The sequence below is a fragment of the Vibrio sp. 11-4(1) genome (assembly GCF_013048625.1).
GTDB lineage: Bacteria > Pseudomonadota > Gammaproteobacteria > Enterobacterales > Vibrionaceae > Vibrio > Vibrio diabolicus.
The window spans coordinates 132,041-153,329 of record NZ_VHSY01000002.1 but is presented as its reverse complement, the minus strand read 5'-3'; the positions used below and the strand labels follow the sequence as shown (position 1 = coordinate 153,329).

Genomic DNA, 21,289 nt, shown 5'->3' with positions numbered 1-21,289 from the left:
TTTTCTTACTTAGTTCAATCAGCGTCTTTCACTAGTCTAAGGCCCATGTCAGACATAATGACGGATTGGCTGGCAAAATCGCGGCGATAGTTTTCAGATTCGTCTGCGTCATAAGCAAAGCTGCCGCCACGTACAGACTTGTGTGCAAGGCTTTCTTTTTCCTCTTTTGCGTTTACCGGATTATCACTGGGCGCTGTTTTGTAATAACCTTCGTCAAAAGCATCAATCACAAACTCGCCTACGATACCTGTCATATCGTACAACCCGAGCTCGTTTGGTTGCTTTTGACCTACCTTATGAGCCTTATTGTGCGAGTTATTCGCATACCAAGCCACATCGTCAATATTGTTTGATCCAGAAAAAGTGAAGCCTTTACTTAAAATTCCGCCTTTAGCGGCAAACTCCCATTCAGCTTCTGTTGGTAGACGGTAATGCTCTCCCGTTTTTTCATTCAATTTCTTAATGAAATAATTGGCTTGTTGCCAACTAATATTATTGACGGGTGTATTTGGATCTCGAAAGTAGCTCAGAGAGGAGCCAGTGACAGTTTCAAAGAGCGATTGAGTTACCTCAAATTTTGACAAATAGAATCCATCAACGTTAACAGTGCGAGCTGGGCGTTCTGACTTTTTGGCTGATGGATTATCTGCGCCCATCGTAAACTGCCCACCTTCGACAAGAACCATATCTCGATCGATTTTCTGAGCGAGAGAGTGTGGTGGGGTTGTTGCACACCCATTAATTATCAGCGTGACCGACATGGTTGAGACAAAGGAAATAATCTTACTTTTGGGATGCTTCATTCGGCGACTCCGTCAACGACTTTGGTCAGAAAGTCTAGCAAGCAAAACCATAACAAACGGTTATACACACTATAACAAGCGCCGAGAATAATTGAACATTATCATCACCCTAGGCGATTAACTCGATGATTAGGTTTGACATCATTGGGGACAGGTTAGCAACTAAGAAGGTGATGAATGCACATAACTCAAGGGCCTCAGTTCAACGGAAAAGCATCTAAGCGTTTACATGTGATGGCAAAGCCCATTGGTGCTGCTTGCAACATCGATTGCACTTATTGTTATTACTTAAGCAAACAAGATTTGTTGGAATATAAGCAAGGGTGCTCGCCAATAATGGATGATGAAACCTTAGAGAGCTATATCCGCCAATACATAGAAGGGCAGAACACACCTGAAATTATCTTCTCTTGGCAAGGTGGAGAGCCAACCATGCTGGGGTTGGATTACTTCAAAAGAATTGTTGAATTACAAGATAAATACCGCCCTCATGGTATTACGATTTCCAACGATCTTCAGACCAATGGCACGCTTCTTAATGATGAGTGGTGCGAGTTCCTAAAAGCGAACCACTTTCTCGTCGGTTTAAGCATCGATGGCCCTGAGATGATGCACAACGCTTACCGAACAAATCGAGCGGGAAGAGGCACATTTAAACAAGTGATGAACGCCGTTGAGCTATTACATAAGCATGAAGTGAAGTTTGCAACGCTCACGTGTGTGAACAACTTGACCAGCCGTAACCCATTGGAAGTGTATCGCTTCTTACGAGATGAAGTACGTTCCCCTCAAATGCAGTTTATTCCGATTGTTGAGCAGAAAACTTTCAGAACAACAGCGCCACAAACTTGGAAGCCCAATGAGCAACTAATGCAAGGTGATAAACGTCTGATTCCCGGCCATAAGGATTCGGTTGTCGAGCCATTTTGTGTGGCGGATGAAGCATGGGGTAACTTCCTTATCGCGATATTCAATGAGTGGGTCGTGCATGATATTGGTAACGTTTTTGTACAGTATTTTGAAGCGAGTTTGGAAACATGGATGGGAAGAAAAAACCCACTATGCACGCTAGGTGAAATCTGTGGCAAAGGTTTAGCAATGGAACCAAACGGTGATGTCTTTGCGTGTGACCACTATGTTTACCCGGAATACAAGGTCGGAAATATTCACCGCGAAAAACTCGATACTCTCGCTTATAGCCCTGACCAGCAGAAATTCGGGTTTGCTAAAAGTCGTACACTGCCTCAGCAGTGTGTTCATTGCGATTATCAGTTTGCATGCTTTGGAGAATGCCCTAAAAACCGCTTTATTCGCACCAGAGAAGGTGAGCCCGGCCTTAACTATCTATGTGCAGGTTGGAAGAAGTTTTTTGCGCATGTCGACAAATCAATGGCGTACATTTTACGAGCGATGGGCAACCCTGTGGTACACGGCAAATACAGTGATAAGGCTTTGCACCTGAAAGCGTCTAATCAACCTGTTTTTGACACTAAGTTCTAAGATTCAACTGGTCCAGTTTTATAAAAGTAAGGTCTAATCAATGCAAAAGATAACGCATTTTACGAAGTCACTTTTAACGTTCACGATGAGTGTAGCGTTAAGCCAAGGCGTTTGGGCTCAAGATAAACCTCCGCTCAATTCAGATAGAGTTTCACCCGTTGAGATAGCATCTCAAGAAGAACCAATGACGCTAGCACAGCAAGTCGAAAAATTGTCTTATGATGCACAAAACAAGAAGTTGTCTTCAGAAAAGCGTATTGATGCTTTACGTGAACTAGCCAACTACCCCAGCCAAAACGCTTTGGTTGCCGTCGCTCGTGGTTTGAAAGATGCAGATGCTGGAATTCGTGAAGCAGCAATTGTAGGAGCTCAACCCTATATGATAGAGCATCGCTGGCGTCTGGTTTCCCCGTTGCTAAGTGATGACGATGCAATGGTTCGAATTACCGCAGCGATAAACTTGGTTCGAGATTACGCCAGTTTAAGTTCGGAGCAGCAACAGTTACTTGAAGGCGCGGTGACTGATTTAACATCCTACTTGTCGCAGAAAACTGACAACGTTTCTAGATTACTCCTTGCCGATGTATATCGTTGGCATCGAGAGTGGGACAAAGCGGCATTGATTTATCCAGAGCTAACCAAGCTGATGCCAAGTAACCCGCAAGTCTGGTTAAGCTACGCGGACAATTTTCGAGCACAACAAAAAGATCGACAAGCTATCCAAGTACTTGATGAAGCAATCACACTTTTTCCTGATAACGCTGCTTTGCATTACTCGAAGTCATTGGCGCTAGTAAGACTTGGTGAGAAGCATGATGCCGCTAGCGAAATTGAAAAGGCCGCTAACATGGCAAAGAACAACAGTTATTTTTGGTACTTAAATGGTGTTCTGCAAGAAGAGTTAGATCTTAAAAAATCTGTGGACGCTTTTGAAAAAGCTTATTTGATCTCTGGCGCGCCGGAGCAGCTTTATGCAGTGTGTGATATCTACATTCGGTACGATAACCCCAAGTCTGAACAGTGTTTAGCGGAACTTAAGAAAGTAGCTCCGGATTACGTGATTGATGAGCTTAATCAGAAAAAGGGACGTCAAAGTACTTCAGAGCAGGTTGACGCCAGCTAACTCAACACTTTATCAGTAAGCTTCTTTAATTAAAGCGTGTTTCTAGTTACAAGGTCACTTTCTGGTGTCGTTACATATGTTGCTCTGAATTGCGCTTGTTAATCGTGAACTATACTTTCATTTGGATTTGCATCCCGTACCTCAATATAAGGAATTAAAATGGCTATAAAGTTAAAGGTGATTGTCCTTGCGACAAGTTTTGCTCTGTCTAGCTATAGCATTGCTGCTGATGTGCAAGATCCTCTGCCGTCATGGAACAACACTGGTGCGAAGCAAGCTATTGTGGCGTTTGTTACTAAAACGACGACTCAAGGCTCGGACGCTTATGTTCCTGAAAGCCAAAGGATCGCTACGTTTGATAATGACGGGACGCTGTGGGCAGAAAAACCCGTTTATCTACAGCTGTTTTTTGCGATCGATAAAGTGAAAGAGATGGCCTCTGAGCATCCTGATTGGAAAACAACAGAACCTTTTGCTTCGGCAATAAAAGGTGACTTGGAGGGGGTTGGCAAGCAAGGCCTTGAAGGTGTGATGCAGCTTGTTATGGCGACTCACTCTGGAATGTCGACTGATCAGTTCCATCAAGAAGTGAAGGAGTGGATGAAAACGGCCATTCATCCTACGACGGGAAAGCCATACACTGAAATGGTTTATCAACCGATGCTTGAGTTACTCGACTACTTGAGAGCAAATGACTACCAGACCTATATAATTTCTGGAGGTGGCATTGATTTCATGCGTGTTTGGGCACCAGAAGTGTACGGGATCCCAACGCAAAATATCGTTGGGACGACATTAAAAGCGGAGTATCAGGTCGTTGATGGAAAGCCAACGATTCAACGCTTGCCAGAAATGGATTTTGTGAATGATAAAGCGGTGAAGCCTGTCACGATCCAGAACTTCATTGGTAAGCGCCCGGTGATGGCATTTGGTAATTCTGACGGTGACTTACAAATGCTAGAGTGGACTAAAGCGGGGTCTGGCCCACGATTTTCAGCGGTTATCCATCACACGGATGACAAGCGTGAATGGGCGTATGATAAAGACTCTCACGTGGGGAAATTAGACAAATCATTTAAAGTGGGTGAAGAGCAAGGTTGGCTGTTTGTCGATATGAAACAAGATTGGAATCAAGTTTTTAAAGAAGCCATGAAAAAGTAGCGACCCAGCCAACGTAAACATTACACCAAACATTTGGTGATAGGGGGTGATGAGCAAAACGCTCTTCATCTCCTCAACTTAACAATTCTGTTTGGTATCAGCATAAGCAAATATTGCGTGCGTCCGTATTGGTTATTTGATTGCTGTGTGGCATTATTGCTTAAAACCACTTAAGTGAATTTAAGTAATGACGCAAGAAGAGCGATTGATAGAACTCAGAGCCAAGCTAGAGCTACAAAACAAAATAACGTTATCGGAAGTTTGCGAGTATTTTGGCATCTCGCGAGATTCAGCGCGTCGAGACTTAGTCAAGTTGAGCCAACTACCGGGATTACAAAGAATCCGAGGTGGCGTCATGCTTGCCCCGATATCTTCCTCTACAGAGGCGTACTCTAATCGACCAATTAGTGACACTAAACATCGCCTCGCTCAAGCGGCCGCTAAGCTTGTGGATGAGCGTGACCACCTTGTTATTGATACCAGTACTATCTTATCTCTGCTCCCACTTTACGTAGAAAAAGCACGCTGTGAAGAAGATAAGCTCAACGTGGTCACCAACAGTATTGACGTACTGCTCGCTGCTGAAAAAAGTGAATCAATGGACGTCCATTTCTTAGGTGGACACTTTGACCCCTACGCCAGAGCGATCTTGGGGGCACAAGCAGAACAGCAAATGAAGCAATATCATGTGAATAAGGCGTTTATTGGTGTGTGCGCGTTGTCATCCCGAGGGTTGACGACAAATAATGAGCTAGAAGCAACCATGAAACAAACCATGATAGAGCAAGCTCAACAAGTCATTGTCGTTTGTGAATCCCGCAAAATTGGAAGCGACAATTTTCACCATGTATGTGATTTGTCAAAGATCGACATCGTTATTACCGATCATGCTCCTCAATCAGATTTTCAACAACTTCTCGACCACAATGATATTGAATGTATTGTTGTTTCACCGAAATAAGGAATCTTAGTATGGCTTACGATCCCGTAAAGACCGCCGTGATTGGTTACGGATATTCAGCAAAAACTTTCCACTTACCCTTCATTAAAGCACTGCCAAACTTGACGTTGAGCGCAATAAGTTCTCGTCAACAGGAAGCGGTCCAAAATGATTGGCCAGATGCTCAGTGGTTTGCTGATGCCAATACTTTACTCGATGACAGTGACGCTGAGCTTGTGATCATCACTGCGCCAAATGACGTGCACTACGAGCTCGCAAAGCGCGCGTTGAACAATGGGAAACATGTCATTGTCGAAAAACCGTTTGTAACGCGCATAGAAGATGGGAATGAGTTGATCGCCTTAGCAGAAGAAAAAGGATTGGCTCTGAGCGTTTTTCATAATAGGCGTTGGGATGGCGATTTTCTCACCGTTAAATCGCTTATCGAACAAGGTAAGTTAGGTGATGTGAGGCTGTTTGAGTCGCACTTTGATCGTTACCGTCCTGAAGTTCGTCAACGCTGGCGAGAGCAGGCTCAAGATGGCGGTGGTATTTTATTCGATCTTGCTCCCCATCTTCTCGATCAGGCCTTGGTGTTATTTGGTTTGCCAGATGCGATAGACGCACAGTGTCGAATGATGCGTCCGGGCGCGACGACGATTGATTACTACAACTTAGTGCTTCATTACCCAGACCATATTGTGCATTTACATTCAAACTTATACAGCCCAGAACCAAACCTGCGTTATAAAGTATTGGGTACTGAGGCTAAATATGAAAAATACGGATTAGATCCTCAAGAAGGTTACTTAAAAGAAGGCCGATTACCGGAGAACGATGCTTGGTCGGAAGAGGACGAGGCGTTATACGGTGTCCGCTACGACGAAGACGGTGCGCAAACTATCAAAACGGAGAGAGGTGCGTATCAAGCTTATTTTGTTGGTGTAGCAGATGCCATTCGTTTGGGTACTGATAACCCGGTTCCTGCCGTTCAAGCAGTACAGAATATCGCTCTGATTGAGATGGCATTGGAAAGCAGTAAAACGGGTAAAACGATTCAGGTGAAATCATGAGCTTAACGCTTGAGCTCGTCGCTCAACAAGAGCATGAGCTTCAATTGAAAGAGTTTAACCACCAAGTTGCGTGGTCTATTGGTTTAGCTTTAAAAGAAGCGGCGGAAGCCTGTGACGCGGCTGTGGCTATTGAGGTCTACGGTTTTGGACAAACGCTATTTCAATACGCGATGACAGGAACGTGTGCTGACCATTTGGATTGGGTTCGTAGAAAGCGAAACTCAGTATTGAGATATGGTCACAGCTCTTACTACCTCTCGCTATACAATAAGCAAAAGCAGCGTGATTTTGAAAATCAGCCACATCTCGATGCGCGTGAGTATTGTGCTCATGGCGGCGCGTTCCCGATTCGAATCTTGGGTTCTGGTTTAGTTGGGGTTGTGACGGTATCGGGTTTACCGCAGTTAGATGATCATCAGCTTGTTGTCGATGTATTAAAGACAATGGTAATGACCAGCACAGAGCTTGCTTAAAGTTGTTCGATATTACAGTGGCACGGCATTTATTTTGTGTCACTGAATTCTCTTATTAGCTCATTTTGCGTCCTATTATGTGAGAAAATATTTAATATTGCTCCCAACTTCCTACCTGAAAATTAAATCGATTTCATATAACCTATACGCTCATTCATACAAAAAGCCATCGAAGCTGGCAGTTGGCAAATGTCCTTTAGAAGAAAAGAAAAACTTAATCTTAGAAACCTTATTGTAATCCTGTGTGTTTTCAGTGTGCTTGTCACTTTGATCAATGCGTTTTATTCGATCTATCGAGTGCAACGAGATCTCATCATCAATAACACGTTAGAGTCCAACCGCGTTTATGCGCAAAAAATGTCAGAAATGACGGACTCTTTCATAGAAAGCTCAATGTCGCAGCTAAAATACAGTGCGAACTTGCTACAAGATAAGATGCACGATGCTCAGTTTCTTGACGAAGAGGCGGAGAGGCTAAGAAAGCAAACCAAATCATTCAACTCTGTGGTTGTCGTTAATGCGAAAGGCGTCATTATTTCTGTATCACCAGAGACACTTCAGGTGAAAGGTGTAAAGCTCGTTGGTGAAAGAAAACGTCAATCTTTAAATGCTCAAGCGCCCGTTGTCACTAAGCCATTCATCTCACCCGCAGGAAATTATCTGTTAACGATCTCATACCCTATATTTTCTCAGTCCAATGAATATTTAGGCTATATCGGCGGTACTATCTATTTAGAGAAAGACAATATTCTTGCGGAATTACTTAGCCAGCATGCTTACAAAGATGGCTCTTTCCTTTACGTTGTGGACGAAAGCAATACTCTGATCTACCATCCAGATAAATCGCGGGTTGGTGAAGTGATCAACGATAATATGGCAATTAACGCCGTGACAATGGGTCAGCGTGGTAACAAAGAAATTGTGAACTCTCGCGGTGTTGAAATGCTTGCAGGGTATGCACCAGTTGAATCATCAGGGTGGGGAATTGTCGCTCAGCGCCCGAAATCAATGACGTTAACGGTGCTAGATGAGCAGATGTGGAGTGTATTTTTCAAATCGATTCCAATTGGTTTATTAACTCTGCTGTTGATCTGGTTCTTCTCTCTACTTATTTCAAGACCATTATGGCAATTGGCTGGCGCTGTTCGAGGAGTGGAAGAACACTCTTCATCCATCGATGATTTGAAGCTGGTTAAGTCTTGGTATTTTGAGGCTTCACATTTGAAGCTCAGTTTTCTCAAAGCGTTTGGTATCGTTTCAAAAACCATTGATAAGCTACAATTAGATACGCTAACAGACGCGATGACTGGGTTGTTAAATCGACGCGGCTTAGACAAAGTTCTAGGCTTGTTTAAGCAAGAAAACACCGCTTTTTCTATTTTAGCTTTGGATATTGATCATTTTAAGAGCGTCAATGATAACTATGGTCATGATGTGGGTGACAATCTACTCAAAGAATTCGCTCAGTTGATGAAAGAGCAAGCCCGAGCGAATGATCATCTTTGCCGTTCCGGTGGGGAAGAGTTCATGATGTTCCTTGAAGCGACGGATGTTCATCACGCGGTTGATGTCGCAGAGCGGATTAGGCATAACGTAGAAAAACACGATTTCCTGGTCGTTGGTAAGGTAACGGTATCACTTGGTGTTTCTCACTGGAAAGGCAACGATATGCCAATTGAAGCGGTAATGAAAGACGCTGACAACGCTCTGTATAAAGCAAAGCGCAACGGAAGAAACAGAACCGAGTTGGGTGAAGACGCACAATAGGTATAGTGCTATGCGCTGAACGTAAAACGCGCCAGTTACCAAGCTTTTGTTTTACTCGTTGGCGTAGCCGCTACCAATTGCTCTAAATGGCAAGTCGAGTTCTAACTCCGGAATTTGCTTGCCCACCCAAGCCGGGAAAGTATTGCTATTTGGTCCTGGAAACAACGTGTATTCTTCAGCCCAAGGGTATTGGTTGATAACGCTTTGTATTTTTGGGATAAGTTTATCGGCTTTTTCACCTTGTATTGAGAGTATTTTTTCTGGCTTCGCACCATACCAGTAGCGATCTGGTGTGCCCGTTTGGTATTGATACAGAGCGGGTTGTCCACGATTCACGCGCCACCCGACCACTTCATACACGGTATATTCGTTCGCATTTTCAGGCTTTATCGCAAACCAAGTGTGCACCGCAAACCAGCCTCGCCAACCAAATGCATCTGCGGCATAAAACTCAATTACGGCATGTTTTACACTGGAAGGGTCGGGCGCGATACCGGCAGGTTCTCTGCTTGCGGTACGCCAATCTCCTTGAGTGCATCCACCCATCAAAGCTGCGATTGATATCAAACCAACTTTTAATAGATGAGTAAAACTGAGAGAGTTTTTCATTGATCGCTCCTAGACCAACTGATGTTGGAAATGCTTTATTGATTTTAGCTATAAAATAGGTGCAAGCCTTATTGTTAAAACTTCCCTTCGTTAAAAAGAAGGGAAGGCTAGTGCCACAATATCGGATCATACGTGATAATGAGATGAGTAGATTTGTAACATGTGGCATAGAAAATATTGTCTTTCTCTATTAACTCGCTTAGTTGCGTATGAAAAAGTAAGAGCTTGTACGTATATTGCTTACATTGTTTATTACTTTTAAATTCAATAAAAACAATTGCTTGGGTGTTGTTGGTGGCGATTAAATAGGCTGGTTTATCCTCAGATGTATTGTGATTCCCCCATTTTTAGCGGAATTTTATCGTACATCCTTTTACTGTATTTAGAGACTTGCGTACACCTGTGGCACAATGTGCGATTACGGAAGGAGTGCTGTTTGGTAATGCAAATGGCAGAAAAATAACTAGAAATTGAATAACCAATGTTTAAATCAAAAAGTATACTTGCATTATGCACGTTCGCATTTGGCTGTTTTGCCCATCAAGATAGTGAACCAACGTCCGTTGTACTGAACTATGGTGACTCTTCACTCAGCGCTGATATTCAAGCAAATCGAAAATTTCATGTGGTTCAAGATAATGAAAGTGAACATGTGGAGTTTTCTGGAGGAGTCACGAAGGAATATTCCGATTACATTGTGAATATACATATCATCAGAAAAAGCAAAATACGCAGATCAAGTCGAGAGCTAAATACCACCGTATTGATGAACAGCGATCAGCTTGAAAAGCCTTTAGTGGTTGGTATTGAAAATGATGAATTCACCAGTATTACTTTGCGTTAATACTTGGTATTTATCGAATAGGAATGGTTGAACCGATGCTCTCAATACGTCGCTATCGTACAGAGGATGCTCCAATATTGTGGACACTTTTTTACCACACTGTACGAGTCATTAATCGTCGCGATTATACCGAATCACAAGTTTCAGCTTGGGCCCCATCAGATTTTGATCTCAATTCATGGCAACGCACAATGGATGCTATTCAACCCTATATCGCGGAAATAGAAGGGCAGGTCGTTGGCTATTGTGATTTGCAAAGTGACGGCTTGATTGACCATTTCTTTTGTCACCATGAATATCAAGGCCAAGGTATTGGTCGTGATTTGATGTCTTTTCTATTTTCACAGGCGAAAGTACAGGGGATAGAGCGACTGTACTCTGAGGTGAGTATCACTGCACGACCTTTCTACGAGAAAATGGGGTTCACAGTTAAGGTTCAGCAACGTGCTGAAGTTAGGGGAGAAACCTTAACTAACTTTATGATGGAAAAGTATATTTCACTGAAGTCGTGAGCATTTAGTGAGCTTGAACACAGATATAAAATGTTTTCCAATGTGAAAACAAGTTCATTGATCTCGCACCAAAGTTTTGTTTGAAAACAGTGTGCATAATCTTCTCTGGAACAAGCCATTACTGCATTTTTCGTCTCTGAAGGCTTAGTCAGAGCCTAAAAGCTTCGGTATTGCGGTGGGTAATGGCGTTCCAAACGCCAAACGTGTCTGGCTAACCATCTCAGGAAGAGAAGTAGTACTATGCGCCCTTATCTCAAATACATTATTCCAACATTGATACCATTGCTTATTTGGTTAATGCCCCTCTCTGCGTTCCCATTTGATGGCATTACTATCGTCCAGCAAAGAGTGATTGCAATCTTCTTGCTTGCTGCACTCTGCTGGGTGTTTGAACCTATTCCAATCTACGCGACTTCGGTCGTTATCATTGTGCTCGAATTATTGCTTGTTTCGAATAAGAGCATCGTGCTTTTTCGCTTGCAAGAAGGGCAGCCACATTTTGGTGAGCTGTTGCAATATAACGAGATAATGGCGACTTTCGCTAGCCCGATTATTATGCTGTTCCTCGGCGGGTTCTTCTTAGCTATGGCGGCGACAAAGTACAGGCTGGATGTCAACTTAGCGCGCGTGTTGCTAAAACCATTTGGGCAAAACCCAAAGTTCGTTATGTTGGGTTTGATGTTGATCACCGCTGTCTTTTCCATGTTTATGTCAAACACCGCAACAACAGCGATGATGTTGTCGATTCTAACCCCTGTGATTGCGGTATTTGGGCCTAAAGATCCCGGTCGAATTGCGTTTGCCTTGTGTATTCCTGTTGCCGCCAACATTGGTGGTATTGGTACACCAATCGGCACGCCCCCGAATGCTATCGCGCTGAAATATTTGGTTGGTGACAATTTAATTACCTTTGGTGAATGGATGGTATTTGGCGTGCCATTCGTCATTGTAATGATGGCACTAGCGTGGTTTCTGATTGGCTTTTTGTATAAAGCCGAGCAAACCACCATCGATCTGAATATTAAGAGCAAGTTTTTGAAAACACCAAAAGCGATGATTGTCTATGTCACCTTCGCTGGTACGATTATTCTCTGGTTGATGGGTTCAGCACATGGAATGAACTCTTACACAGTGGCATTAATTCCGGTCGCGGTATTCTCATTGACGGGCATTATCAACAAAGAAGATTTGAAGAAAATTTCTTGGGACGTGCTTTGGTTGGTGTCAGGTGGTATCGCTCTGGGGCTTGCTCTGGATAAAACAGGACTTGCGAAGCTGGTGGTACACAGTATTCCGTTTGATCAGTTCTCGCCATATGTGGTCTTGTTTGGTGCGGCGTTCTTGTGCTTGTTAATGGCAAACTTTATGTCGCATACGGCCACTGCAAACTTGCTTATGCCGATTATGGCTGCGCTAGGTACCTCGATGACTTCGTTAACGCCATTGGGTGGCGAAGTGACGCTGATCTTAGTCGTGACATTTGCCGCTTCACTCGGTATGTCGTTACCAATCAGTACACCACCAAACGCGTTAGCTCATGCTACTGGGCATGTCGAAAGCAGCCAAATGGCTCGTATCGGTGCAGTGCTGGGCGTGATTGGTGTATTACTTAGTTTTGTTATGGTTTGGATTTTACATACCGTTGGGCATATTGGGTAACCCATGTACGAAACGAAACTAGATGCGTTAGTACAACGCTATTTTAACCATCTTGAACGCCGATTAACGGTCCTATCCGGATCGGTGCTTATTGAGCAAGCTGGCTACAACGATCGGTTGTACTACGTGCTGTCAGGAGAGTTGGCTGGCTATTATGCGGAAGATGACAAGAAGCCAATCCAGGTATTTTCTGCGTCTCAAGGTGCGTTTATTGGCGTACATAGTTTCTTTTCTGGTACATGGACGGCCTCTTCGACAGTTATTGCTCAAACCGATGTTGAACTGGCTTGGATACAGCGTGATACGCCCGCGGTGGAAGAGGCGACATACGGACCATTGACGACACAATTTATGCCAGTGATGGTTAACGAGTTATCTCGGCGTCAACGGCGTGCAATGCAAGAGGCTTTGGCTAAAGAAAAAGCGTTGCAAAAGCTTCATACCGCAGAGCAAATGACAACGTTAGGGCAGCTTGCCGCGGGTATTGCTCATGAGTTGAACAATGCTATTGGTGTGGTAAGCAGTAAATCTGAGCGACTCGAGTCGGTCATCATGGAATTGCTTGAAGAAGTTCATCCGGAAGCGAGTCAGTTTTTTGATTTTGGTTTGATGCAAGGACAGAAAGTCTCTTCCAGCGAAGCGAGAAAGCGGGGGCGTCACTTCGAAAAATATTACGGCTTACCTAAGGATCTCGCGCGTGATCTCGCACGTGCCGTTCCAAATAATTTCCTGTCGGAGCATTGGTTAAAAAGACCCGAAGAAGCGATACGTTTCTGGCAAATGGGGCGAGACCTTCATGATTTGCGTATCGCCTCTAAACATACTGTTGGCATTGTACGTTCAGTGAAACAATTGGGGCGTACGGATATCGACCTGGATGAAGCGTTTAATATTAATGACTCAATCAATCGAGCGCTGGCCCTATTGCAAAGTGACTTAAGACGCGTGAGTGTACGTTTTAGCCCAGCGGACTTGCCGGACTTTGTCGGCTCTCAAACCGAACTCGTCCAAGTTTGGGTCAATATTTTAAAGAATGCGTGTGATGCACTTGGTCAAACCGAAGTTCCGGGGATCGAAATACATACTCGAGAGAGTAAGGGGAAAATTTTGGTCACGATTGCTAACAACGGACCAGAAATCGATGAAGCGACACGCAGAAAAATTTTCCGGCCAAACTTCACCACTAAAAAGGGTGGGTTGTCGTTTGGTTTAGGATTAGGGCTGTCGATTGTGAAACGCATTATCGCCGGATATAACGGCTCTATTGTGGTAAAGAGCGACAGTGAAAAAACAATTTTTAGAATCAAGTTACCAGTAGAGGGTGAACATGGAGAAGCTTAATGTAATTTGCGTTGATGACCAACGAGAGGTATTAAGCGCGGTTCTACAAGATTTAGAGCCGTTACATCAGTGGTTGAATATCGAAGACTGCGAATCCGCAGGTGAGGTTCTAGAACTGATGGATGAGCTTGATGCAGAAGGCGAGATGATCGCATTAATAATTTCCGATCATGTCATGCCAGGTAAAACAGGAGTGGAACTACTGACAGAGGTATCACAAGACAGTCGTTTTGTTCGCACACGTAAAGTGCTTCTGACGGGGCAGGCGACGCACACGGATACCATTAATGCGATTAACTCCGCAGGTATTGATCGCTACTTTGAGAAGCCATGGCAAGCGAGCCAATTGATTGAGTGCGTTAGAAACTTGGTGACTCAATATATCTTTGATATGGGCTTAGATTACACTCAATATCACGAACACTTAGATCAGAGTGTTGTTTTTGAGCGCCTACGTTAATCAAGGCTCTCTAAGGTTGTTTTCGTCACGGCCAGTTAGTGTCTGAAATTTGCTGTGAGTAGTTCAGCATGCTTAACGTGGCCGTGCGGAATAGCGTTAATTCTGGGATTATTTCGCCGAAGAACGGTTTAGCTCAATGAATAGCGACTGGCACTGGCAACAGAGAGTGGTTTAGAGAACCAATAACCTTGCAAATAATCGACGCCCATCTCGGAAAAGAAGTCACACATTTTTGCGTCTTCGATGCCTTCTATCACCACTTCAATATTGTTTTCCTGACACATAGTGATAAGAAACTTCAAATACTCTTGAGAAGAGCGATTGGTCAGTGTCTTCCATGCCATCGACTTATCAATTTTGATTTGTGTCATCGGCAAGTCGAAGAAGCTATTTAATGAACTGTAACCAGAGCCAAAGTCATCGAGCGAGAGTGCAAAACCTAACTCCCTGAGCGTGCTTAGGGGGGCAATAGCCGTGTGGTTATTATCCAAAATAAACGTTTCTGTCAGTTCCAAAACAATAGACTCGGGGTCAACGCCTACTTCATCCGCCATGGCTTTAATTCGCGTAGGGAATTCGCTGTTCATCAACTGAAGTACAGAAACGTTCACGTTAACACGAACTTGGTTTTGGTAACGTTCACGGTAGTTTTTGATGAATTCACACGCTTTGGCAAATACTTGATATCCCAGTTCGACGATCAATCCTTTGTTCTCTGCTACAGGGATAAACTCGTCGGGATAAATTTCGCCAAACTCTTTGCTACGCCAGCGCACTAGTGATTCGAAGCTCACCACTTTTGAGCTTTTGGCGTCAATAATTGGCTGGAACTTAACACTTAATGTCTGTTTTTCTAGCGCACTTTTAAGACCTTGCTCAATAAAGAAGTAGCGATCAACGGCATGCTGCGTCTTCTCACTGTAGACCGCGACGCGGTCTCTATTTTGTTCGCTCGCGTACTGACAAGTTCTTGCCGCTTTACGTAAAATTTCCTCTGCGGAGTGACTAGGGTCAATACAAGGATACAAACCAATGCTAATGTTGCTACCTAGGTATTGGCCTTCTTCAATCACCGCTTCATGGTAGGTTTGTTTTAAACTTTCAGCGTAACTCTGTAGCGCTTCTATTGAGCACTCATCGTGAATCAAAATCGCAAAGTCATCATCATGCACGCGATACACCGAGCTGTTTGGAGAGGGCAAGTGACTGAGAGTTTGTAGCAACTTCTCTACTAACCCATCGACCAGTTCACTGCCATATTGATTCAAGTAAGATTTGATGTCTTCGATCTGAATATAACAAATAGACGCGCAAGAATCGGTGGTACGTACACTGTCCTCGATATCCAGCAAGAGATGGGCGCGGTTAGCCATGCCTGACGCGTTGTCATGAAATGCAACTTGATGGATGTAACTTTCCATCAGCTTACGCTCAGAAATATCGCGATGGCTGCCAACCATGTAATGGCCATGTTCTGTTTCTTTGGTCATGGCTACGCCTTCTATCCAGACGTATTGTCCATTGGGTTTACGCACTCGGTAAGTGGTTGTAACCCTCTTATTGTTGGTCGTGATGTGCGCATCGACCCTTGTGGACAGCCTTTCTCGATCAAGAGGATGAACAAGCTCTAACCACTGCTCTAAACTGATTCGGCCAGCGTTAATACCGAGCTGTTCATAGAAGCCTTTGTTGTAAAATACCATGGTACCAAACTCATCCATGTAGAAGAGGCCTTCGTTAAATACGTCGAAGATATGAATGAATCGTTCTTCAACGATTTTCAGGAACTCTCGGTCACTATCTGAGGCTTGTTGGTCAAATATGGTGGTCAAGATATTTCCTCCTCGAGCGTGTTAGCATCAGAGATGAGTGTGTGGGGGTGATAACATAGAGTTGATCTGTTGGCGTACATTACAATCACAAAAGTATCAGTTCAAATTGTTTGGCTATCATTTTATGCGCTACTAGGTTAATAACATACTAAGATTAGGCGGCTAATCATCGACATTTATAAAAAATAGTCAACAGTAAAAATCATTTATAAAATACAGTTATTGATGCTGTCCGCAATCTATAAATATTTATGAATAATTATCCTCAAGTTATTTTAAGACGTGTCGGTTAGAGGTTCTGCTCTTGAGTGTCATATCTGTATATTTGCTAGGCTAAAGACCATAATAACAAAAAGGGCTTAGTGATCGCGATGGGTTATTAATTGACAGGATGCTCATTAATAGTAATCAATTCTAATTTATTATCACGCCAATTAATCAAATCTCTTATAATACTGCCGTTAATATCGAGTAAGCTTTCTTTTTATGCAGTACGATCCAAAAAATTCAATCAAAATTGCGCTCGCTGATGTCGGCGTTGGTATGTTTGTTACCGCGATAGAGCACAACAAGCGCGTAAATTTAGCCAATGCAGGGCGGATATCTAGCCCAGAGGGCATTAAGAAGCTTACCGCGAGCGGCGTGAAGTATGTTTGGGTAGATCAAACATTATCTTCTCAGAAGTGTGTCTTTAAGCCTGTGGATGAATCCATTGTTGCCGTAGAAGAGGAGCGAGAGCCCAAGTCCTCTGACTTTTCGAAGGTTCAACGCGCTTATCGCTCGAGAGATGTTCAACATAAACGAGCCAAAAAGCTAATTGCGGAAGCAAAAGATCTGGCGCAGAAACTATTGAATCAAACTTTTGAAGGCAAAATCATTGAAGTTGATGAGGTAGAAGCTTGGGCAGATGATGTCATTGAAAGCGTTTTTATCGACTCAGATGCTTTGCAATGTGTTTCTGCACTCCGAAAAAAAGACTCCTACTTGTTGGAACACTCCGTCAATGTGGCTTGCCTTTTAGTATCATTTGGTAAGTACTTGGGGTTAGATAAGCAGACATTAAAGCAGCTCGCTATTGGTGGCATCATTCATGATGTAGGTAAAATTAAAGTTGATGACAAGATTTTGCATAAACCAGCAAAGCTAACACCTGAAGAGTTTGAACACATGAAGCTACATCAAGTGTTCGCTGGTGAGATTATTCTCCATGTAAAGGGCCTTAGTGATGTGAGTCGCGATGTCTGTTTGATGCATCATGAGAAGTTAGATGGCAATGGCTACCCTAGAGGCTTGAAGGGCGATGAGATTCCGATTCACGGCCGCATGAGTTGTATTGTTGATATTTACGATGCATTGACGGCCGATCGTTGCTACAAAAAAGGCATGAGCTCAGCAGAAGCGTTTAAAATCTTGTTGAGTTTAACGCCATTTCATTTAGATGCAGACCTAGTCTACAAGTTCATTAATTGCGTTGGGATGTACCCAGTGGGCTCTATTGTTGAGTTGAGTGATGGGCGTGTTGGTATTGTTTGGTCCTCAAATGACTCTCAAGCTTTAAAGCCAGAAGTGAAGTGTTTTTACTCACGCAAATATCAACGTTATATCGATGTGGCGATGGTCGATTTGAAAAATAGCCTACACAAAATAGAAAGAGCAGTCGCTCCGTCATCGTTAGAAATCGATCCCAAGCCTTTTTATGATTAAGAAAAATAAACATGCTTTACAACCTTGCATGCAGAGCGTATTTTGATTGCATAACTATCTATTAATGGTTTCTAAATTATGTAGCGACTAGGTGGTTATTAAAGAATCGAGTTTCATGGATGGAAACTGAGCTAGGAATATCTCAATAAAGATTGAGATATAACCCTCAACTTTTTGCGGGAAGGGATGCCAATGCAAATTGATACATGGATTTTTTACACCCTGGCCATTTTGGTGCTCACTGCATCGCCTGGGCCAAGCTCGTTGCTGTGTTTAAGTAAAAGTGTGAGCAGTGGGTTTCGTATTGCCCTCATGACTGCGCTAGGCAGTTTATCAGCGATCACTATTATACTAACGCTTTCTTTTACCGGGTTAGGGGTTGTGATTGCCTCATCTGAGCTGGTCTTCAATATCATCAAATGGTGTGGTGCCGCTTATTTAATCTGGTTAGGCATTCAAGCGCTGCGCTCTTCTCAAACGGATTTTGACAAAACGGCAGCCGTCCAAAGCTCCTCGAATGCGCTCAGCGCGTTCACCAGTGGTTTTATTGTTGGCGCTAGTAACCCGAAAGCGATTGTCTTTTTTACCGCTTTGTTTCCTCAGTTCATTGATCCCTCTGCGCCTTTGTTGGCTCAATACGCGATTTTTGCATCTACATTTGTGGTGTTTGAGCTAAGTTGGCTAACATTTTATGCATTATTAGGTGTAAAAGCTTCAGACTGGCTGTTTGTCGCTGGAAGAGCCAAGTTGTTCAATCGCCTGACTGGCGGAGTATTTATTAGCGCAGGCGTCATGTTGTCGACGGCAAACCGATGAGAAAGCGCGTGTTCGGTGCATGGTTGGATTATTTCAATAGCGTAAGTTGCAATAACCTAATTTAGCGTTAGCTTATTTCCATTATGGAAATAGACGTTTTGTTTATTTTCATTAGTGGCAATAGGTAAGCCGGAGTAAAATCACGTTACTCTTTAGGGGTAGAATCCATGTTTTATCTTGTGGGTTTGTGGTTACTTTTTCAGGGACATCTCAGATGAAAAGCCTTTCTGAACTACAACAACGTTTTCTAGACATTGCGACTGATGTTCGTCTTTCTCCAAAACAAAAGTCGAACTTTTTGGCCTTGGAGGCGGAAGCATGTATTCCTTACATGTCGATTTCCCCATCGCTAAGACAAGCAATGGATGAAGGAATCATCTGTGATATGTTTGAAGGCCATGCACCTTTCAAACCACGCTATGTGCTGCCTGATTACGCTAAGTTCCTATCGCAAGGCTCTGAGTATCTAGAGTTGCTTCCAGCTGACGATTTCGATGATGCGCTGAATATGCTCACCATCATTTACCATCATGTTCCATCGGTAACGAATATTCCGGTGTATTTAGGTCAGTTGGATGATGTCTTGCTGCCTTACATAGGCGACCTAACAGAGAATCAAATTTACAAAAAGTTAAAACATTTTTGGATCATGTTGGATCGCACATTGCCAGATGCGTTTATGCACGTGAATGTCGGACCGACAGACAACATTATTTGTCGCACTATTTTAAAAGTGGACGCCGAGCTCAAGCAGATTGCGCCAAATCTTACGTTCATGTACGACGAGTCGGTCACGCCTGATGATTTACTTCGTCAAGCGACGCAGAATATTTGCGAGTGTAGTAAGCCTCATATTGCCAATTACCCTGTGCACTCGAAAGCCTACAGCGGTTCACGTTTTGGTATTGTAAGTTGCTACAATTCACTGCCACTGGCTGGTGGTTCAAACACGCTGGTGCGAATGAACCTAAAAGAAGTCGCAGAACGAGCATCGGATTGTAACGACTTCTTAAACAGTGTTTTACCTCTATACCATCAATTAATGGTTGAGTTGATGGACGCTAGAAGTACGCACTTGCATGAAAAGTCCAATTTCTTTCAAGGATTTTTGACGCAAGAAGGGTTGATTGAAGAGGCCCGTTTCGCACCAATGTATGGCATTTATGGTATGGCAGAAGCGGTGAATCTTCTGTTCGAAAAAGAAGGCCAAACAGGGCAGTACGGAAAAGATGAACGTGCGAATGCCTTTGCTCATTATGTTTCAGCCACACTGGCGAAACTAGTGGAGTCAACCCCAGTGAGATATGGTTTGGATGGCAAAGCGCTCTTACATGCTCAAGGTGGTATTAGCTTAGATCTTGGCGTTACGCCAGGTGTGCGCCTTCCTTATGGCAAGGAGCCAGACCCTGTCACTTATGTACAAGCAACAGCTGAGCATCACCAGTATTATCGTGCAGGTATCAGCGATATTTTGACGATTGATGAAACGGTGAAATCAAACCCAGAAGCGATGTTCAATTTGTGCAAAGGGGCGTTAAATGCTGGTTATCGTGAGTTTACCGCGAATGTGGCCTCAAATGATTTGATTCGCGTTACGGGATACATGGTCAAGCTTTCTGATATCGCAAAATATGATGCAGAAGGTTCGAGAACCAATACGACGTTTCTGGGAGCAGAGGCGGCAAAAAATACTGGGATTTTAGATCGCTCACCACGTGTGGTGAGTCATGAAATGACACCGACCTACACGCAGGCGTAAAGGTCGGTTTAGGAAAGAACAAGATGTCTAGACGAAGTGGAAGCCTTTTGGCAAAAGTCACTCGTATCCTTCCTTTCTCTTGTGTTGATGGGCCAGGAAATCGTCTAGTCATCTTTCTACAGGGTTGTAACTATCAGTGTTTGAACTGTCATAACCCTCATACAATAAACCATTGTAATCACTGTGGTGATTGTGTGAGTGAGTGCCCGGCAGACGCACTGAAGTTCGACGAAAACAACAACGTTGTTTGGCTTAAAGAGGAGTGCACCCACTGCGATCATTGTATAGAGATATGTCAGAACCAATCTAATCCAAAAATTACTGACTACTCTGTGGTAACAATGCTCGATTTGATACGCAAGCATCGCTTTTTCATCAGTGGTGTTACAGTATCCGGTGGGGAATCTACCTTACAACTTCCTTTCATTATTGAGCTGTTTAAAGGGATGAAGCAAGATCCTGAGTTACAGCACCTTTCTTGTTTCATCGACAGCAATGGCTCTTTATCAGTGACAGGTTGGCAGCGTGTGCTTCCTTTTCTGGACGGTGCGATGATCGATTTGAAATCGTGGCAGACAGAGACGCACCAGTGGCTAACTGGGCGTGATAATCATCGTGTATTCAAAACGCTTCAGTACCTTGCAAAGCATGAAAAATTGTATGAAGTTCGGTTACTGCATATTCCAGGGAAAAGTGATTTAGATATAGAAATCGTAGCGATTGGGCGCTATTTGAGTACTTTACCTGAATCGGTGCTTATCCGTTTAAATGCATTTCAACATCACGGAGTCATGGGGGAGGCGCTAACCTGGGATGCGTGCTCTCGCCATGATATCGAACGCTTAAAATCAGAACTTTTACGTTACGTGAGTAACCCCATCGCAGTGCCGACTGTACTCACGTAATGCAGTTT

The 21,289-nt window shown here is 43.5% G+C and carries 19 protein-coding genes; 16 read left to right on the top strand and 3 right to left on the bottom strand.

The window, feature by feature from the left end; all coding sequences use genetic code 11:
- Positions 1-14: 14 nt before the first annotated feature.
- Positions 15-803 carry an SUMF1/EgtB/PvdO family nonheme iron enzyme gene (locus FKN16_RS04165; RefSeq protein ID WP_170902071.1) on the bottom strand — a complete coding sequence of 263 codons (789 nt, stop codon included), beginning with the start codon at positions 801-803 and terminating at the stop codon, positions 15-17.
- 177 nt (positions 804-980) lie between these two features.
- Between FKN16_RS04165 and FKN16_RS04160 the strand changes: the two genes are divergently transcribed.
- The 7 genes from FKN16_RS04160 to FKN16_RS04130 all read left to right on the top strand — a co-directional run bounded on the left by FKN16_RS04160 (position 981) and on the right by FKN16_RS04130 (position 8,840).
- Entirely contained in the window at positions 981-2,303 is a 1,323-nt protein-coding gene (locus FKN16_RS04160) for an anaerobic sulfatase maturase (RefSeq protein WP_170902070.1), read from the top strand.
- A 40-nt stretch (positions 2,304-2,343) separates the two neighbouring features.
- Positions 2,344-3,426: a hypothetical protein gene (locus FKN16_RS04155; protein WP_170902069.1), complete on the top strand. Its 1,083-nt coding sequence runs from the start codon at positions 2,344-2,346 to the stop codon at positions 3,424-3,426.
- A gap of 159 nt (positions 3,427-3,585) precedes the next feature.
- A complete protein-coding gene (locus FKN16_RS04150; RefSeq protein ID WP_170902068.1) occupies positions 3,586-4,587 on the top strand; it encodes an HAD family hydrolase in 1,002 nt (333 codons plus the stop codon).
- 187 nt (positions 4,588-4,774) lie between these two features.
- Positions 4,775-5,548 carry a DeoR/GlpR family DNA-binding transcription regulator gene (locus FKN16_RS04145; RefSeq protein ID WP_170902067.1) on the top strand — a complete coding sequence of 258 codons (774 nt, stop codon included), beginning with the start codon at positions 4,775-4,777 and terminating at the stop codon, positions 5,546-5,548.
- A gap of 11 nt (positions 5,549-5,559) precedes the next feature.
- Positions 5,560-6,600, top strand: coding sequence for an oxidoreductase (locus FKN16_RS04140; RefSeq protein ID WP_170902066.1), 1,041 nt, complete (start codon positions 5,560-5,562; stop codon positions 6,598-6,600).
- Positions 6,597-7,073, top strand: a complete 477-nt coding sequence (locus tag FKN16_RS04135; RefSeq protein ID WP_161444701.1) for a heme-degrading domain-containing protein — start codon at positions 6,597-6,599, stop codon at positions 7,071-7,073. Before FKN16_RS04140 ends, FKN16_RS04135 begins: the two co-directional genes overlap by 4 nt.
- Positions 7,074-7,262: 189 nt before the next feature.
- Positions 7,263-8,840 carry a sensor domain-containing diguanylate cyclase gene (locus FKN16_RS04130; protein WP_170902065.1) on the top strand — a complete coding sequence of 526 codons (1,578 nt, stop codon included), beginning with the start codon at positions 7,263-7,265 and terminating at the stop codon, positions 8,838-8,840.
- A gap of 51 nt (positions 8,841-8,891) precedes the next feature.
- Here FKN16_RS04130 and FKN16_RS04125 read toward each other — a convergent pair whose 3' ends face one another.
- Positions 8,892-9,449: a DUF3750 domain-containing protein gene (locus FKN16_RS04125; protein WP_134646691.1), complete on the bottom strand. Its 558-nt coding sequence runs from the start codon at positions 9,447-9,449 to the stop codon at positions 8,892-8,894.
- A 481-nt stretch (positions 9,450-9,930) separates the two neighbouring features.
- On the opposite strand from FKN16_RS04125, the gene FKN16_RS04120 reads away from it, so the two are divergent.
- From FKN16_RS04120 to FKN16_RS04100, 5 genes are all read left to right on the top strand, one after another.
- The gene (locus FKN16_RS04120; RefSeq protein WP_170902064.1) at positions 9,931-10,293 is read left to right on the top strand and encodes a hypothetical protein; all 363 of its coding nucleotides are present in this window, start codon (positions 9,931-9,933) and stop codon (positions 10,291-10,293) included.
- 35 nt (positions 10,294-10,328) lie between these two features.
- Complete coding sequence (locus FKN16_RS04115; RefSeq protein ID WP_048626344.1) at positions 10,329-10,805, top strand: GNAT family N-acetyltransferase; 477 nt, start codon at positions 10,329-10,331, stop codon at positions 10,803-10,805.
- Between the two features lie 240 nt (positions 10,806-11,045).
- The gene (locus FKN16_RS04110; RefSeq protein WP_005394158.1) at positions 11,046-12,464 is read left to right on the top strand and encodes an SLC13 family permease; all 1,419 of its coding nucleotides are present in this window, start codon (positions 11,046-11,048) and stop codon (positions 12,462-12,464) included.
- Between the two features lie 3 nt (positions 12,465-12,467).
- The gene (locus FKN16_RS04105; protein ID WP_170902063.1) at positions 12,468-13,805 is read left to right on the top strand and encodes an ATP-binding protein; all 1,338 of its coding nucleotides are present in this window, start codon (positions 12,468-12,470) and stop codon (positions 13,803-13,805) included.
- Positions 13,792-14,265, top strand: a complete 474-nt coding sequence (locus tag FKN16_RS04100) for a response regulator (protein ID WP_047008729.1) — start codon at positions 13,792-13,794, stop codon at positions 14,263-14,265. Before FKN16_RS04105 ends, FKN16_RS04100 begins: the two co-directional genes overlap by 14 nt.
- A 128-nt stretch (positions 14,266-14,393) precedes the next feature.
- Here FKN16_RS04100 and FKN16_RS04095 read toward each other — a convergent pair whose 3' ends face one another.
- On the bottom strand, positions 14,394-16,097 hold the full coding sequence (locus FKN16_RS04095) for an EAL domain-containing protein (RefSeq protein ID WP_170902062.1): 1,704 nt from the start codon (positions 16,095-16,097) through the stop codon (positions 14,394-14,396).
- A gap of 486 nt (positions 16,098-16,583) precedes the next feature.
- Here FKN16_RS04095 and FKN16_RS04090 point away from each other — a divergent pair, with 486 nt between their 5' ends.
- The 4 genes from FKN16_RS04090 to FKN16_RS04075 all read left to right on the top strand — a co-directional run bounded on the left by FKN16_RS04090 (position 16,584) and on the right by FKN16_RS04075 (position 21,281).
- On the top strand, positions 16,584-17,801 hold the full coding sequence (locus tag FKN16_RS04090; RefSeq protein ID WP_005394162.1) for an HD-GYP domain-containing protein: 1,218 nt from the start codon (positions 16,584-16,586) through the stop codon (positions 17,799-17,801).
- A 192-nt stretch (positions 17,802-17,993) separates the two neighbouring features.
- The gene (locus FKN16_RS04085) at positions 17,994-18,617 is read left to right on the top strand and encodes a LysE family translocator (protein ID WP_170902061.1); all 624 of its coding nucleotides are present in this window, start codon (positions 17,994-17,996) and stop codon (positions 18,615-18,617) included.
- Positions 18,618-18,831: 214 nt separating this feature from the next.
- Positions 18,832-20,376, top strand: coding sequence for a YjjI family glycine radical enzyme (locus FKN16_RS04080; protein WP_104971649.1), 1,545 nt, complete (start codon positions 18,832-18,834; stop codon positions 20,374-20,376).
- A 23-nt stretch (positions 20,377-20,399) separates the two neighbouring features.
- Entirely contained in the window at positions 20,400-21,281 is an 882-nt protein-coding gene (locus FKN16_RS04075; RefSeq protein WP_006741577.1) for a YjjW family glycine radical enzyme activase, read from the top strand.
- The last annotated feature ends 8 nt before the right edge of the window (positions 21,282-21,289 follow it).

Excerpts from the sequence above, each read along its gene's own strand:
- FKN16_RS04165 (WP_170902071.1), bottom strand. The coding sequence starts at position 803 with ATGAAGCATCCCAAAAGTAAGATTATTTCCTTTGTCTCAACCATGTCG.
- FKN16_RS04160 (WP_170902070.1), top strand. The coding sequence starts at position 981 with ATGCACATAACTCAAGGGCCTCAGTTCAACGGAAAAGCATCTAAGCGT.
- FKN16_RS04155 (WP_170902069.1), top strand. The coding sequence starts at position 2,344 with ATGCAAAAGATAACGCATTTTACGAAGTCACTTTTAACGTTCACGATG.
- FKN16_RS04150 (WP_170902068.1), top strand. The coding sequence starts at position 3,586 with ATGGCTATAAAGTTAAAGGTGATTGTCCTTGCGACAAGTTTTGCTCTG.
- FKN16_RS04145 (WP_170902067.1), top strand. The coding sequence starts at position 4,775 with ATGACGCAAGAAGAGCGATTGATAGAACTCAGAGCCAAGCTAGAGCTA.
- FKN16_RS04140 (WP_170902066.1), top strand. The coding sequence starts at position 5,560 with ATGGCTTACGATCCCGTAAAGACCGCCGTGATTGGTTACGGATATTCA.
- FKN16_RS04135 (WP_161444701.1), top strand. The coding sequence starts at position 6,597 with ATGAGCTTAACGCTTGAGCTCGTCGCTCAACAAGAGCATGAGCTTCAA.
- FKN16_RS04130 (WP_170902065.1), top strand. The coding sequence starts at position 7,263 with ATGTCCTTTAGAAGAAAAGAAAAACTTAATCTTAGAAACCTTATTGTA.
- FKN16_RS04125 (WP_134646691.1), bottom strand. The coding sequence starts at position 9,449 with ATGAAAAACTCTCTCAGTTTTACTCATCTATTAAAAGTTGGTTTGATA.
- FKN16_RS04120 (WP_170902064.1), top strand. The coding sequence starts at position 9,931 with ATGTTTAAATCAAAAAGTATACTTGCATTATGCACGTTCGCATTTGGC.
- FKN16_RS04115 (WP_048626344.1), top strand. The coding sequence starts at position 10,329 with ATGCTCTCAATACGTCGCTATCGTACAGAGGATGCTCCAATATTGTGG.
- FKN16_RS04110 (WP_005394158.1), top strand. The coding sequence starts at position 11,046 with ATGCGCCCTTATCTCAAATACATTATTCCAACATTGATACCATTGCTT.
- FKN16_RS04105 (WP_170902063.1), top strand. The coding sequence starts at position 12,468 with ATGTACGAAACGAAACTAGATGCGTTAGTACAACGCTATTTTAACCAT.
- FKN16_RS04100 (WP_047008729.1), top strand. The coding sequence starts at position 13,792 with ATGGAGAAGCTTAATGTAATTTGCGTTGATGACCAACGAGAGGTATTA.
- FKN16_RS04090 (WP_005394162.1), top strand. The coding sequence starts at position 16,584 with ATGCAGTACGATCCAAAAAATTCAATCAAAATTGCGCTCGCTGATGTC.
- FKN16_RS04085 (WP_170902061.1), top strand. The coding sequence starts at position 17,994 with ATGCAAATTGATACATGGATTTTTTACACCCTGGCCATTTTGGTGCTC.
- FKN16_RS04080 (WP_104971649.1), top strand. The coding sequence starts at position 18,832 with ATGAAAAGCCTTTCTGAACTACAACAACGTTTTCTAGACATTGCGACT.
- FKN16_RS04075 (WP_006741577.1), top strand. The coding sequence starts at position 20,400 with ATGTCTAGACGAAGTGGAAGCCTTTTGGCAAAAGTCACTCGTATCCTT.